This is a genomic window from Ekhidna algicida (genome assembly GCF_051379705.1).
GTDB lineage: Bacteria > Bacteroidota > Bacteroidia > Cytophagales > Cyclobacteriaceae > Ekhidna.
The window spans coordinates 2366882-2381352 of the sequence record NZ_CP179868.1 but is presented as its reverse complement, the minus strand read 5'-3'; the positions used below and the strand labels follow the sequence as shown (position 1 = coordinate 2381352).

General features: G+C 41.4%; 13 protein-coding genes. 7 read left to right on the top strand and 6 right to left on the bottom strand.

The genetic code is table 11. From position 1 onward, the window contains the following. Nucleotides 1-39 precede the first annotated feature (39 nt). Together ACL8WY_RS10385 and ACL8WY_RS10380 are read left to right on the top strand one after the other, a co-directional pair. Nucleotides 40-2205 carry an acylase gene (locus tag ACL8WY_RS10385; protein WP_436514654.1) on the top strand — a complete coding sequence of 722 codons (2166 nt, stop codon included), beginning with the start codon at nt 40-42 and terminating at the stop codon, nt 2203-2205. A 146-nt stretch (nt 2206-2351) separates the two neighbouring features. After that, nucleotides 2352-2534 (top strand): hypothetical protein, encoded by a 183-nt coding sequence (locus ACL8WY_RS10380; RefSeq protein ID WP_436514653.1) that lies wholly within the window; start codon nt 2352-2354, stop codon nt 2532-2534. 66 nt (nt 2535-2600) lie between these two features. Here the strand turns inward: ACL8WY_RS10380 and ACL8WY_RS10375 are convergent, their stop codons facing one another. The 3 genes from ACL8WY_RS10375 to ACL8WY_RS10365 form a co-directional block, all read right to left on the bottom strand. Beyond that, nucleotides 2601-3320, bottom strand: a complete 720-nt coding sequence (locus ACL8WY_RS10375) for a hypothetical protein (RefSeq protein WP_436514652.1) — start codon at nt 3318-3320, stop codon at nt 2601-2603. 151 nt (nt 3321-3471) lie between these two features. Continuing rightward, nucleotides 3472-4050: a hypothetical protein gene (locus ACL8WY_RS10370; RefSeq protein ID WP_436514651.1), complete on the bottom strand. Its 579-nt coding sequence runs from the start codon at nt 4048-4050 to the stop codon at nt 3472-3474. Between the two features lie 64 nt (nt 4051-4114). Further along, nucleotides 4115-5542, bottom strand: a complete 1428-nt coding sequence (locus ACL8WY_RS10365) for an FAD-binding oxidoreductase (protein WP_436514650.1) — start codon at nt 5540-5542, stop codon at nt 4115-4117. 164 nt (nt 5543-5706) lie between these two features. On the opposite strand from ACL8WY_RS10365, the gene ACL8WY_RS10360 reads away from it, so the two are divergent. Continuing rightward, nucleotides 5707-6420, top strand: coding sequence for a membrane or secreted protein (locus ACL8WY_RS10360; protein WP_436514649.1), 714 nt, complete (start codon nt 5707-5709; stop codon nt 6418-6420). A gap of 21 nt (nt 6421-6441) precedes the next feature. On the opposite strand, the gene ACL8WY_RS10355 is transcribed toward ACL8WY_RS10360, so the two are convergent. After that, nucleotides 6442-7251 carry an MOSC domain-containing protein gene (locus ACL8WY_RS10355; RefSeq protein WP_436514648.1) on the bottom strand — a complete coding sequence of 270 codons (810 nt, stop codon included), beginning with the start codon at nt 7249-7251 and terminating at the stop codon, nt 6442-6444. Between the two features lie 2 nt (nt 7252-7253). After that, nucleotides 7254-8915 carry a glutamine--tRNA ligase/YqeY domain fusion protein gene (locus ACL8WY_RS10350; RefSeq protein WP_436514647.1) on the bottom strand — a complete coding sequence of 554 codons (1662 nt, stop codon included), beginning with the start codon at nt 8913-8915 and terminating at the stop codon, nt 7254-7256. Between the two features lie 180 nt (nt 8916-9095). Here ACL8WY_RS10350 and ACL8WY_RS10345 point away from each other — a divergent pair, with 180 nt between their 5' ends. The 4 genes from ACL8WY_RS10345 (at nt 9096) to ACL8WY_RS10330 (ending at nt 13423) form a co-directional block, all read left to right on the top strand. Next, entirely contained in the window at nt 9096-9239 is a 144-nt protein-coding gene (locus ACL8WY_RS10345; RefSeq protein ID WP_436514646.1) for a Lacal_2735 family protein, read from the top strand. Nucleotides 9240-9498: 259 nt separating this feature from the next. Continuing rightward, the gene (locus ACL8WY_RS10340; protein WP_436514645.1) at nt 9499-9846 is read left to right on the top strand and encodes a PadR family transcriptional regulator; all 348 of its coding nucleotides are present in this window, start codon (nt 9499-9501) and stop codon (nt 9844-9846) included. Beyond that, nucleotides 9843-12449, top strand: a complete 2607-nt coding sequence (locus tag ACL8WY_RS10335; protein ID WP_436514644.1) for an ABC transporter permease — start codon at nt 9843-9845, stop codon at nt 12447-12449. Before ACL8WY_RS10340 ends, ACL8WY_RS10335 begins: the two co-directional genes overlap by 4 nt. 53 nt (nt 12450-12502) lie before the next feature. Further along, nucleotides 12503-13423: a polysaccharide deacetylase family protein gene (locus ACL8WY_RS10330; protein ID WP_436514642.1), complete on the top strand. Its 921-nt coding sequence runs from the start codon at nt 12503-12505 to the stop codon at nt 13421-13423. A 39-nt stretch (nt 13424-13462) separates the two neighbouring features. Here ACL8WY_RS10330 and ACL8WY_RS10325 read toward each other — a convergent pair whose 3' ends face one another. Then, nucleotides 13463-14458 (bottom strand): alpha/beta fold hydrolase, encoded by a 996-nt coding sequence (locus ACL8WY_RS10325; protein WP_436514641.1) that lies wholly within the window; start codon nt 14456-14458, stop codon nt 13463-13465. Between the last annotated feature and the right edge of the window lie 13 nt (nt 14459-14471).

Sequence of the window (14471 nt, the reverse complement as noted above, 5' to 3'; positions counted from 1 at the left end):
TTAGATATATTTGATATGTATCTAATTCAACCCAAACCTATGTATCGATATCTTACCCTCCTGTTCCTCTCACTGATTGCTTGCTCCCCCGAAACTTCCTATCCTGAAGTAGCCCAATGGGCAAATCAGGCAGAAAATATCACCATCATTCGTGATGACTTTGGCGTGCCGCATGTCTATGGTAAAACCGATGCAGATGCCGTCTTTGGACTACTTTATGCCCAATGTGAGGATGACTTCAGAAGAGTGGAACGCAATTTCACCTGGGCCATAGGTCGACTAGCGGAAGCTGAAGGTGAAGGTGCACTTTATAGTGATTTACGTGCGCGGCTATTTATGACCGTGGATGAAGCCAAAGCCTACTACGAATCTGCACCTGATTGGCTAAAAAAACTGTGTGTAGCCTGGGCCGATGGGATCAACTACTACTTACATACACACCCGGAGGTAGAACCAAAGGTCATTAAGAAATACGAGCCGTGGATGACCATGTATTTCACAGAAGGCTCAATTGGAGGAGATATTGAACGTGTCTCTACTCGAAAGATCAAAGCTTTTTATGAAGGAGATGATGGAAAACTGTCACACGCAGAACCCTCGATAAAAGAGGACTTTATCCTCGAGCCAAAAGGATCCAATGGGTTTGCTGTTGCCGGAGACCTGACAGCATCTGGCGATGCGATGCTCCTTATCAATCCGCACACTTCATTTTATTTTCGTGGGGAGGTGCATGCTGTAAGTGAAGAAGGATTAAATGCATATGGCGCAGTGACTTGGGGACAGTTTTTTGTTTACCAGGGGTTCAATGAAAATACCGGATGGATGCACACCTCCACCTACACGGATGTGATTGACGAGTTTAAAGAAACCATCATTGAAAAGGAAGATGGCCTTTATTATCAATACGGAGAGGAAGAACGAGAGGTGGAAGTCAATGAAGTGACCCTGAAATATGAAGTAGAAGGATCACTTCAAGAAAAGACTTTTCCAATCTACCGTACGCACCACGGTCCAATTACTCACGAGGTAGACGGTCAATGGACAGCCACCGCAATGATGTGGGAGCCGGTGAAAGCGCTTGAGCAATCATACATTCGTTCGAAAAAGAAAAATTTGGAGGAGTTTGAAGAAATGATGGATATCCGAACCAATTCCTCGAACAACACCGTATTCGCTGACTCAGAAGGCAACATCGCCTATTATCATGGCAATTTCATTCCCATACGGGATGAACAATTTGATTACACTCAACCGGTAGATGGAAGCAATCCGACAGCAGACTGGCAAGGACTTCATCCAGTTGATGAGGCGATCACAGTAAAAAATCCAGCCAATGGATGGATCCAAAATTGTAACTCGACACCTTTCACATCCGCAGCACAATACAGTCCTAAGAAAGAAGATTACCCGGCTTACATGTCTCGGATACCAGAAAACTTCAGGGGAGTGCATGCCATCGGGCTGTTGGCAGACGCCAATGATCTAACGATAGATAAAATGATTGAGCTGGCTTATGATCCTTATTTACCAGCCTTCGAAAAAGTGATACCAGGGCTGATTGCAGCCTACGACCAATCACCTGATGTCAGTATTTCAGGACCTATTGAGGTATTGAGAAACTGGGACATGCGAACCGGAGTAACATCTGTTGGTATGACACTCGCACATTTTTATGGTATGAACCTGTATCGTCATGCGGAAGTACCAGGAGATTTAGTTGGTATGGAACGGTTTCACTATTATGGAACGGGGCTACCGGAAGCAAGTCGCATAGACATATTCATCAAAGCATTATCAGAGCTTGAAGAACGAATGGGGAGCTGGAACACACCTTGGGGAGAGGTTAATCGCTTTCAACGAGTAGACGGTTCGATAGACTTACAGTTTGATGATGATGCACCAAGCATTCCCGTTGGGCTGACGACCGGACGATGGGGTGCGCTAGCTGCCTATGGTATGAGGTCTGCTCAGGACACAGATAAAATCTATGGTACTCGTGGCAACAGCTTTGTCGCTGTGGTTGAGTTTGGAGATAAGGTTAAAGCCAAGACCATTCTCGCCGGAGGACAGAGCAGCGACCCGAATTCGCCACACTTTTATGATCAAGCTGAGATGTACGCCAATCAGCAATTCAAAGAAGTGGCCTACTATCGAGCTGAAGTGGAAGCACGAGCCGAAGAGACGTATAAGCCAGGGAAGAGGTAGTTGTAATAAAGTAAAAAATGCTAATAGACATATAACGTAGCGTCGACTTCTATTCCTTTGTATTCGCCGAAAAGAAAAAAATATTGAATTTGATTTTAATAGATTGAATTAAGAAAACGAACAATGACCAGCAAACCAGTCACATTATGAATAGTGAAAAGATTTATCCATCAAGAGCAAAGATTTTAAAAGCGACCAAAATTGAAGTTTTTGGTGAATTATCCGAAAAATTTGGAACCTCATATGGAATTCCCCAAAAAGATTCCGATGGTGAACACATCATGAATTTTCAGTTAGATCGATTGTTTTCAGTTATTCATGATAACTGAGTATAATAAAGCCACAAAAAAAAGCCGGATTTAAGATCCGGCTTTTTTATTTGTAGCGAATGGAGCTTATGCCTCAGACCAATTTTTGGCCATGTTATACATTTGATCAAAAAGCTCATTTACAATCGGAATCATCTCTTCCTTTAGTTCTTCGGGAAGCAACATCGTCAGTTCAGCAATTTCATCATCGCTGATCCCTGTAGAATGATTCTCTTCTGTTTCCTGATGCATTTTTCCGAAGTAATCAAGTTGGCTGTACAGATCCGCTTTTTTTAATGCCGGATGAATAGCTTCCTTGAATTTGTCGAATGTAATTTCTAACACTTCAATCATCAACATCCGAGCTACCGGATCCTTATATTGCTTGATATATCTGGAGAAGGTATAGATGGTTTCCCTTACTTCCATTGTTTCGTCAGCCCATACAGAAGCGATTAAATCAACAGAAGAGGCATTCTTGAATTGACCGCTCATGAATGCTAAATCCTGTAAGTACCATTCCCAATGATTAGAATCTTCATCGCTATGGGTATTTACACTCTCCTCCAAATCATTCGCAGGATTTTCATAACGCACCAGCTGCATTAAATCTTTAAATCCCATTACGAAGTAAAGCATGTTAGGAACAAAATCGAGCTGTTTCCTGATGTCACTATCCTGTCTTAGTTTTTGATGAAGTGGATTGTTGGCAAATTTCTCAGCTCCTAGATGAAATTCTTCCTGGAGCTTGAAATTAAGACTGATTTCGCTTTGGGTGTTAACTGCTTTTTGTTCGTGAGTAATCATAGCTTTTTTGTTTTTAATGTTAAAATATTTAATAGAAACGTTGTGAGTATTCTTTTCTATATTAACAATAAAAACTTTAAATACCGCTAATTGTTATATTAATTTAATATAATATTTATAAATAACGTATAGTCAAAAAATTGCAGAGGTATTACCAGGTGATTTTGAAGGTGCACCTTTCACCACCATTGCGTCGGGTTTCCTTAGTTTCATCTAACTGGACTTTTAAAAATGAACCCTCTGGTTTGAATGTGCGGGCTATTTGGACAATAAGTCCCTCTTCAAATTTGCTTGGATAAGGAGTATGACATACCAATAGTGCTTCCTTATTAGCTTCATCAAACCTAACGAGCTCATAGTGCCCTATTCCCTCTGTCATTTTTCCTGTAGCAGGATCAAACATCGGTTTTCCACTTTTTCTATGATTCATATGATAGGCAACATCGATTGATCTTAATGCACTCTCTAGTCCATCCATTGGGGGAAATGCCGCACCTTCCATCACCTCCTTGCCAATCATAAAAAGGTTCATTTCACCAATGGAGTCGGCAATCTCTTTCATTGCATTGAGAAGTGATTGAAGATCGTTCCAGGCACCTTCCTGCGTATTTAGTCCATACTTTTCAATAATCTCATTTTTGCGTTGCTTACTTAGAGCTCCAAGTGCAACAATTGGTAACTCATTACCACCTGCTTCAACGCCAGGTTCGAACGTCTGATATTCAGCCATATTTTGTGTTGTTTTTTGGAAAAAATACGATATGATTTTTAATAATACAATTTAACTGAATACATTAAGTATTACTTATCAATTGATAACGGCCTGGAGCAAGTATACCGGCTGGATCCAGATGTTTTTTGATAATGTTCTTCACTTCACTTAGCGGGTCATTTACATTTGATAAGTACGGTATCATGTTCTCCACGTCCAGTCGGTAGGGAAAGATATTTTGTTCTTTCAATTGGTGCAGAAGTCCGGAGGCCCACATGGCTGCTTTTTCTATTTCCCTCGAATCTTCTCGATTGAAATAGACGCGTGCAAATACTTCAAGTGCATATTCGTCTAATCCTATGATTGATATGGCAGGTTCGAATGGCGTGCCTTTCGAGTAATTCAAGATCAACTCAATAGTCTTTGCTCCATCTGCTGAAAATGGAATAACGGGAAGTACACACCTAAATCCTGGCAGCTTTTTATACAAGTCTAGATCCGGGTTATCTTCCGAGAGCTCCACGCCAAAAGACTTAGCCGTAGAAAGCAATGAGTGATCGTTCGGGATTCCGTTGTAACGACTAATTCTCACCTGAACCGGAGCAGGTGTCGAGGTGTGGTCTTCTGTGGAAGGATAAGATTTGATCTCGCTTAGCAAACCAGCGAGCTCCCTCCGGATGATATTATCTTTTACGATCCGTAATTCATCTTCTCCATAAAGCGCAAACCAACAAATCCACGATTTAGAATCAACACTTTCAGTTTCGAACAATTCGAATATTTTGGGATCATTTTGGCTGTCAATTTCCAGTGAATGGCCGATGATTCCTTTCCGTACTAAGCCAGCAAATACTTCAAGAAAAATTCCGAGTTTTGCTTCTGGAATGCGTGTCAGAAATAATTCGAAATCCTGCCGGGGCATTAAATTGATCACACCTTCGGTCACAATACCCATGTTTGATTGTGTAAACAGGTGGGTAAGATCCGGACCTAGACCATATTTATAAAACGAGGGCTTTTGCTTGTTTGCAAATGCCCCAAAACCAGTCATGAACTCATCCCCGGTTGCACCCATAATTTTGAGTTCCCGAATATCGTTCGCTCGGTGACCGTTCTTTCCGCTTCCGCGCTCTATCGCATTAGCCAATATAGAAGAATGAGCATCGCTGCCTGTCACGTTTAGGATTAAGCTCGGATGATTCTCCTTCAGAAAGTTGGCTAGCTGTATTTGCGTAACTCCCGGCTGAATTCTGGCGTAAGCAAGCGATTCATTTACTTCAAGTATATCATTGATGCCACTTAGGCTTATAATATCAGCATCAACTACCGGCAGCTTGGATCCCAATCCCCAGTTGTGTCCAGTCGAAATTGGGTAAACCGGAGTTTTAGTTTTCGTAGCGGTTACCAGGATTTCACACAGCTCTGATATGGATTTAGGATTCCATATATTTTTAATATGAGGTGCAGGAAATTCCGTCACATTTAATGAGTAATCTAATGTGTCTTTCATAACTAGGTTTTGATAGATTAAATATAATGTTTTGACCTAATGAAATTGCCTAATTACATATAATGTTTTTGACCCAATGAATGATTAACTTATTAGGTACTTAGCATCCATCATCGGCTAATTATTTATCTTGTTGGAGTATTTGTTCACTAAAATTATTTGCTATGGCTAAGTCGATCTTATTATTTCTATGCACCGTGCTAGTTCATTTATCCTTTTCTCAAAACCTTATAGGAGCATGGGAATGGACCGAAGCGGGAGAAGAAGGCATGAAGGTTCGGGGCGTGGTTACTTTCTCAGAGGGCTATCAGGCTGCAGCGTGGTTTGATGCTGAAACTGGAGATTTCATTAGAACGAATGGAGGCACCTGGAATCTGGAAGGTACGACCATGACGGAAGTTGCAGAGTTCAATTCAGAAGATCCGGAGAAAGTTGGTTTGACCAAATCCTTTGAAATTGAGTGGGATGGAGCTGACAAAATGAGAATAGTAGGCATGGAGACTTGGGCAACCAGAGTGGATAGTGGTGAGCCCGGAGCACTTGCTGGCGCGTGGTTAATCTCCGGGCGAATGAGGAATGGAGATCTGCAATCGATAAACACGCTACGTTCCAGAAAGACTATGAAAATACTTTCTGGCACACGATTTCAATGGATAGCCTACGATACTGCTACAAAAGAATTCAAAGGAACCGGAGGCGGTAGCTACACTACAATCGACGGCAAGTACACAGAGAATATTGAGTTTTTTTCGAGAGACAACAGCCGAGTCGGCGCAAGTCTTGAATTTAGCTATGAGCTTAAGGATGGTGACTGGCAGCATTCGGGTAAGAATAGCCGTGGCGAGCCGATGTTTGAGGTGTGGAGTGTGAGGGAGTAAGTAGTTGAAATAGTTGATTAGTTACTGGTACAAATCATCAGTATCAATCAAATCGACCTCATCTCCTACATTAATTTTTCCTGCTTCAAGCGCTAGCGTATTCACTCCGAAAATCACTTCACTTCCTTCTCTCCTGTAAGTTGAAAGCGTCTTTAGTGGCTCAGCGCCTTTCTTACCGGTTTCCTGATCGATAGTTGTAAATACACAGCGTTTACACGGATGTGTTACATGGAATTTTACCGCACCAATGCGAATGTCATTCCACTGATCTTCTTCGTAAGCTTTCCCGCCTTCCACCACAATGTTTGGCCGGAACCGATGCATTGGTAGATTCACATCCATTCTGGAATTGAGATCGTCCAGAGACTCTTGTCCAAGAATCAAATAAGGGTAGCCATCCGCAAAGCTTACATTTTCATCATTGACCGCACGCTCGGGATTCACCGGTCGTGAGGCATCTTCCGGCATAAAAGCAAGTTTGCAAGGCTCACCGGCTATTTTTGAAAACCATTCATTGATCGTAGCTGAAGACTCCAATGCTGCCACCTGATCGTCCCAGACTGTAACATAAATCTTATTTCCACTTTCTATTTGCAAAGGAATCTTCAGATCCTGAAAGCCCTTGTGAGAAGCAACGATGTTATCGCTGGTCAAAGCAATACTAATTTGAGAAAGATGTGGATGTGTCCGCTGTGTGATCAGCAGGTTTTCCTCATTCACCAGCATCCAACGTCGGTCATGCTTAAATCCTCTTTCTAAAACCTCTGCCTCTTGCAGTGAGATTCCCTGCAGAGATTTAATGGGATAGATATATATGCCAGTGACTTTCAATTCTATTTTGCCCAGTTATCTCTTAAGGTAATAGTTCTGTTGAAAACAAGATTCTCAGGTGTGGAATCTTCATCTACCCGGAAGTAGCCGATACGCTCAAACTGCATTTGGTCTCCCACCATTGCACTCTTTAATGACGGTTCCAGAACGGCATTTTTATTGATCGTCAAAGAATCTGGATTCAAGTGATTCTTGAAATCATCCTCAATCGCATTGAGATTTTCAGTTCTAAAAAGTCGATCGTATTCTCGTATTTCGGCCTTCACAGCATGAGGCACAGAAACCCAACCCAACGTTCCTTTTACCTTTTTGCCACTGGTATCTTGTCCACTTCTGGTTTGCGGATCATACTCGGCATACAGTTCTTCAATGCTGCCGTCTTCTGCTTTTTTATATCCTGTACACTTGATGATGTAGCCAAACTTTAACCTTACTTCTCGGTCAGGACCCAGTCGATACCACTTCTTAGGGCTCGGCGGATCTTCCATAAAATCAGCCTGATCTACATAGATCTCTCGTGTAAATGGCATCTCACGAGTGCCCGCTGACTCATCACCCGGATTGTTGACGGCTGTCATCATTTCAGTTTTATCTTCAGGCCAATTGGTGATGATCACTTTTAGCGGATTCATAATGCCAAATACGCGATTGGTTTTGGCATTTAAATCTTCCCTTACTGCATGCTCCAATAAGGCTATGTCGGTTACTCCATTCCTTCGAGCCACGCCAATAGTATCAGCAAATTTTCTGACAGATACCGCAGTAAATCCCCTTCTTTTGATGCCGGAAATTGTAGGCATCCGAGGATCGTCCCAGCCATTGACATGCCCTAGCTCTACCAGCTGACGCAAACTACGCTTGCTTACGATGGTATACCCCAGGTTTAGTCGTGCAAACTCCGTTTGCTTCGAAGGATAAATTTCCAGTTCATTGATTAGCCACTCATATAGTGGTCGGTGAACCTCAAACTCCAGCGTACAAAGTGAGTGCGTTACATTTTCAATTGAGTCTGATTGTCCATGAGCAAAATCATAAGTCGGATAAATGCACCACTGATAGCCGGTTCTATGATGAGGCACTTGCTTTATACGATATAGAATTGGATCACGCATGTGCATGTTGGGAGAGCTTAGATCAATTTTAGCTCTGAGAACTTTCTCTCCATTGCCAAACTCCCCCGATCGCATACGGGCAAACAGACCAAGGTTTTCATCAACTTTTCGATCCCTAAACGGGCTCGGTTTGCCCGGCTGAGTAGGTGTGCCTTTCAGTTTATTGAATTCTTCCTGTGAAAGATCATCCACATAGGCTGCCCCCTTTTCGATGAGCTTGATTGCCATCTCGTATAGTTCTTCAAAATAGTCCGAAGTGTAATATTCCCGATCTTCCCAGTCGAAACCCAGCCACTTGATGTTAGCTTTAATTGAGTCTACATATTCTGTTTCTTCTGTTTCAGGATTCGTATCGTCAAAGCGAAGATTACACTTTCCATTATACTTTTCTGCAAGGCCAAAATTTAGGCAGATGGATTTGGCATGACCAATGTGAAGGTATCCGTTAGGTTCTGGAGGAAATCGCGTTACAATGGAGTTGTGTTTCCCTTCTTTTAGATCCTTCTCGATCATCTGCTCAATGAAATTCAATGATTTTTTAGCCTCGTCCATAGAATGAAAATTAGTGTGCAAAAGTAGCGGAATGATCAGTCAAAATCTATCCTTCATCGAGATCAACATATTTGGTGAAAAAACAAAGCAAGTTTTTTAACAACATACCGTCTAAAGTGGCATTGATGTGTTATTTAAAATCGAATTGAGTCTATGTTAAGGTTTTTTAAAAAGTCCAGTATGCCATCTCTGCAAAGACAGTACGACAGACTGATGCACGAAGCGTATGTGCTTTCCAAATCAAATCCTGAAGAAAGTATGGAAAAGCAAAAACAAGCGCTGAAAGTTCAGCGCCAGATGGTAGCCAAGGGAGGCATTCAATAAACCTCCCGTCGTTTAAGGTTAGTCGTCTCTCAATCCAACAACAGGATCATCTTCAACATCCTGATAGACAGATTGAATTAGGTTGGCGCTTACACCTACAATTGTTTTGCGCTGATCACCAATCTTTACCACTTGATTCAGCGGATTCTCATTCTCGAAGTACTGAATCGCTCAAAAACGAATAAAATCTGATCTACTACTAAAATGTAGAACAAATAAAATTTACTTCCGTATATTTGTTCTATAATTTAGTAACATCATGAAAGAAAGTAAACTAGGCGACTTTGAGGAGACCATTCTTTTACTTGTAGGTATTCTTGGCGATGAAGCATATGCATTCAAAATTGCTGAAGAGTTCGAGACACAAACCAAACGACCAGTTTCTATTGGTGCTGTACATTCTACCCTTAGCCGCATTGAAGACAAAGGTTTTCTTACATCTGAGATGGCTGCAGGATCTGCTGAGCGTGGAGGAAGAAGGAAAAGGATCTACAAGATCACAGCTGAAGGCCAACGTGCGCTTGAAATCTCGCGCGAATTAAAATTGAATCTATGGAACCAGTTTCCGGCATTCGCAAATGGTAAGCTCAATTTTGTATTTGGGTGAAAAATCCTGAGCCACCGAAACTAGCCGAGAAATTTTTGCTCCTCTTTCTGAAAGAGGGTTTAGCAGAAGAAGTATTAGGCGATCTCGATGAAAAATTCTACCGGACTATAGAAAAAAAATCATTGAGAAGAGCGAAGCTCAACTATTTGTATCAGGTCTTCAATTATCTAAGACCTTTTGCCTTCAAATTTTTTAAGTCAAACTCAATTATTCCGACTATGATTAAGCACAATTTCAAAATCAGTTATCGAGTACTGATTAAAAACAAAGTATTCTCGGCGATCAATATTGGTGGTCTTGCTATGGGCATGACTGTCGCCATTCTTATTGGTCTATGGATACATGACGAACTTACTTTCAACCAATACCATAAAAACTACGACAGCATTGTACAGGTTTTAAGGAAGGATAAAGAAGATGGCAAAACATACGTAAATAGCTCACAGGTAAGTAAGCTGGGAGATCACCTAGAGCAGACCTATCCAACCCTATTTAATAAGGTCGCGATTACTTTCTACCGCAATAGAGCCTTAGTGTTGACCGTAGGAAAACAATCATTGGAACGTTTGGGATATTTCTTCTCTCCTGATGCTCCTGCCATACTATCATTAGATATTGTTGCGGGGCAAGCTTCCCTTGAAAGTAGTGATGCAATCTTATTGTCAGAATCACTTGCAGAAACGCTTTTTAGAGATAAAAATCCGATTGGTGAAATGGTACAAATAAATACAAGTACTCAACTCATGGTGAATGGGGTGTACGCAGATTTGCCGCTTAACTCAACATTTGGTGACATGGAGTTTATGCTATCTATGGAGCTTGTTTACAATGAAGAACGCCCTGCTACTTGGAACAACTACAATACAAAAATATATGCAACGCTAAATGAAGAAGTCGATTATAAAGAGGCATCCGCATTGATAAAAGATGAACTGAATAGAAACATTGATTCTGAAGAACCCATGGATCTTTTGCTTCTGCCGATGAAAGATTGGCACTTGAATTCCAGTTTTGAGGATGGTATCCAAAAGTCAAGTAGCCGTATAACGTTCGTCAGGCTATATGCCATCATTGGAATATTCGTATTACTACTTGCTTGTATCAATTTCATGAATTTGAATACCGCTCGCTACCAGCTAAGAGGAAAAGAAGTGGGAATTAGAAAGACGGTGGGCTCCAGAAGGAAACAACTGATCTCGCAATTTCTTTCCGAATCAATCTTATATGCGACAGTATCCTTCGTCCTAACTATTTTTATTGTCTGGCTAATACTTCCCTGGTTTAACGGCATTTCTGATAAAGACTTAAGCCTCCCTTGGAGCGATCCGCTCTTTTGGTTATCAGGTGTTTTATTCACCTTGTTTTCGGCAATAATCGCTGGTAGTTATCCGGCACTGCTCTTATCGTCTTTTAGCCCACTGAAGGCATTGACTTCATCTATCAAGCAAGGCAAGTCAAACGTTAGATTGAGACAGTCGCTTGTTGTTTTCCAATTTGCGATTTCCATGTTGTTAATGATAGGAATGCTTACAATTCATCAGCAAATACAACATGCCAAAGCTCGGCCTGTTGGATATGATCAATCAGACTTAATTGTGGCAAGAGGTCGCTCTGGAGAGTACTATAAAAAGTTCGATATACTTCGTGAAGAGATTCTGAATACTGGCTATGTGGAAGAGATGGCCTCAGCCAACTATCCACTGATGAACACTCTTGGAAACAATGATGGCTTTCGCCTTGAAGGAAATGATAAATCCTATCCAATTTCATTTAATACCATATATGTAACGCCAGAGTATGGGAAAGCTACTAAATGGACACTCCTGCTGGGGAGAGATTTTTCAAGAACAGAGGGAGATGAGAGTCAGAATGTGATTGTTAGCCAATCTGCAGTGGAGCAAATGAGACTTGAAAATCCAATAGGAAAAAGACTTGTGTCTTATGAAGGTTTTGGATGGGACGGTCGCGACAGAGCATATACCATCATAGGAGTGGTGAAAGATATGATAAAAGGGTCTCCATACGAATCTCCAAGGCCACTCATGCTATTTCATAGCGATTCAGAGGAGTATGCATTCATGCGATTGAAGAAGGGAAGTTCTTATGTTGAGGTGCTTCCTGAAATTGAGGAAGCATTTAAAGAAGTTTTACCAGGCCACCCATTCAACTACGAATTTGTTGATGATCAATATGCTAGAAAATTCCGTGAAGAAGAGAAGATTGGAAGCCTGGCAACCTTTTTCAGTGTGCTGGCTATTTTAATCAGCTGCCTTGGCTTGTTTGGCTTGTCAGCCTTTATGGTGGAGCAACGAACAAAAGAAATCGGAATTAGAAAAGTTTTAGGTGCCTCAGTGCCTACTTTATGGCGACTCCTTTCAAAAGATATTACGCTTTTGGTTTTCATAGCCTGTGTAATCGCGATACCTGTCTCCACCTCCTTGCTCAACGTGTGGTTGGAAAACTATGAATATCGCATTGAAATTACCTGGTGGATGTATGTCACTGCCGCAATTGCTGGTCTTCTAATAGCTCTTAGCACTGTGAGTTATCATTCCATACGAGCTTCACTGGGAAATCCGGTGGACGCATTAAGGTCAGAATAATATTGCTACTATTCAAATAGTTATAAGACTATATTTATAGTTATAATTGCGGAATGAAGGCAATATTATTCATCATTCTTAGTGGTTTTCTTGCATACTGCGAAGCACAAAATCGGCGCATGTCTATCACGGTTGATGATCTTCCGGCCGTTCATTATGGCCTAAACAATCGAGCAGAAATTACCCGTGGATTGCTTGAGACTTTCGTGAAATATGAAGTTCCAGCCATCGGATATGTAAACGAAGGCAAACTCTACAAAAACGGAGTGCTGGATGAGGAAAGAGTAGCATATCTGGAGCAATGGCTCAAAGCCGGTTTGGAACTTGGCAATCATTCATTCTCTCACATGAATTATCACAACAATGATTTGAAATCATTTGGAGAGGATGTCTTGAAAGGTGAGCAAATCATAAAGCCGCTGGCTGAAAAATACGGTACGGAAATAAAATACTTTCGGCATCCATATCTCAGAAGCGGTGCGACAAAAGAGACTAGCAATACACTAAAAGAGTTTCTTCAATCAAATGGATACATCGAAGCACCTGTAACAATTGACAATGAAGAATATTTATTCGCAAAAGCTTATGCGGTTGCCCTCAGAAAAGGAAACAAAGAGCTAGCAAAGAAAGTAGCAGAATCGTATTTGAATTACATGACCGTACAACAGGAATATTATGAAAAGGCATCCAATGATCTATTGGGAAGAAATATGGATCACATTCTTCTTATTCATGCCAATCTGCTAAATGCGCACTATCTAGATGAGCTATTGGACATCTATAAAGAGAAAGGTTATGACTTTATAACCCAGCAGGAAGCACTGAAGGATCCTGGTTATCAGCTAGAAGTCACTCGATTTGACGACTGGGGCATCTCTTGGATTCATCGCTGGGGATTGAGCAAAGGCCTGAAAGGAGACTTCTTTAAAGGTGAAGCAGTTACTCCGGAGTTTGTAAGGTCACTTTCTAATTGATTAAGAGGGTTCAATCTTCTGAACCCTCCATCAAATATGCTACCTGACTACCTGAAAGCGATTGAGCTTACCTGCAAGAAATTCATTTACTATCTGGAAGAGTTTTTTTGGCTGATCATCCACAATGAAGGCATTGCTATCTGTTACCGCGACAATGGCAATATTTTGACTTGCCGGCTTTGCTCCCAGCCAGCTGTAATGAAAAAATGATGCCGCATAAGATGTCTTCGGGTCATATAACACTTCATTAGTGAATGATGGCATGACTACCAAAACAGGAACTTTCAGGTTTTCATATTCCAGACTTAGATCCGTACAGTAGAACTCACACAGATACCTCACCATTGTTGGTATTGGCACCGCAGACATTTGGTTCCAATATTTCTTTGCAGCGATAGAGTCTTTGGTGAAAACTTCCGGATGAAAATTGCCAGAGTCCCATGTTTCTTTGCTCACAGTCTTAAACCACTGTGGTGCCAATGATTTCTCTATATAATAGATCCGTTGCTGTAGAGAGCTTGGCTCATACGGGACATAATTGCTGGTGAACTTCGCCATCCCACTGATGATAATTACATTTTCAATTCTTTCCGGCAGGTCTAGCGCCAGTCGGGTCGCGATCAAATTGCTGTAAGTGAAATAGCTGACTATAGTAGCTTTCTCAATTCCTTTCTCATCCATCAGATTAGTGATCCCTTTAAGGATTCCATTGGTCCATTGCGTGTCTGAATAATTGTCATTGTTTTCAGGCATAGCAGGAGCAGTCGTTGATCCAAATCCAGGAATTGTAATCGCATAAATTTTGAATTTGTCTTCATAAGCTGCGATGAAGCCTTCAAAGATCGTCCAGTCAAACCCCCAGCCTGGAAGCAGAATCATGGTCTTCTCACCTGATCCAAATTCCTTGACCTCTCCTACTTCACCCCATTCACTGGTCACATAATTAGCCTCGTGAATAAGGTTATTAGTCTCTTGTGCGAAGGCGGAAAAACCAATAAGTTGAAGTAGCAAGCAGTACTTGAGTAGTATTTTCATAACATTTTTTTGT

Bases quoted from the DNA above. Each gene is read 5' to 3' on its own strand.
- ACL8WY_RS10385 (WP_436514654.1), top strand. From the start codon at position 40: ATGTATCGATATCTTACCCTCCTGTTCCTCTCACTGATTGCTTGCTCC.
- ACL8WY_RS10380 (WP_436514653.1), top strand. From the start codon at position 2,352: ATGAATAGTGAAAAGATTTATCCATCAAGAGCAAAGATTTTAAAAGCG.
- ACL8WY_RS10375 (WP_436514652.1), bottom strand. From the start codon at position 3,320: ATGATTACTCACGAACAAAAAGCAGTTAACACCCAAAGCGAAATCAGT.
- ACL8WY_RS10370 (WP_436514651.1), bottom strand. From the start codon at position 4,050: ATGGCTGAATATCAGACGTTCGAACCTGGCGTTGAAGCAGGTGGTAAT.
- ACL8WY_RS10365 (WP_436514650.1), bottom strand. From the start codon at position 5,542: ATGAAAGACACATTAGATTACTCATTAAATGTGACGGAATTTCCTGCA.
- ACL8WY_RS10360 (WP_436514649.1), top strand. From the start codon at position 5,707: ATGGCTAAGTCGATCTTATTATTTCTATGCACCGTGCTAGTTCATTTA.
- ACL8WY_RS10350 (WP_436514647.1), bottom strand. From the start codon at position 8,915: ATGGACGAGGCTAAAAAATCATTGAATTTCATTGAGCAGATGATCGAG.
- ACL8WY_RS10345 (WP_436514646.1), top strand. From the start codon at position 9,096: ATGCCATCTCTGCAAAGACAGTACGACAGACTGATGCACGAAGCGTAT.
- ACL8WY_RS10340 (WP_436514645.1), top strand. From the start codon at position 9,499: ATGAAAGAAAGTAAACTAGGCGACTTTGAGGAGACCATTCTTTTACTT.
- ACL8WY_RS10330 (WP_436514642.1), top strand. From the start codon at position 12,503: ATGAAGGCAATATTATTCATCATTCTTAGTGGTTTTCTTGCATACTGC.
- ACL8WY_RS10325 (WP_436514641.1), bottom strand. From the start codon at position 14,458: ATGAAAATACTACTCAAGTACTGCTTGCTACTTCAACTTATTGGTTTT.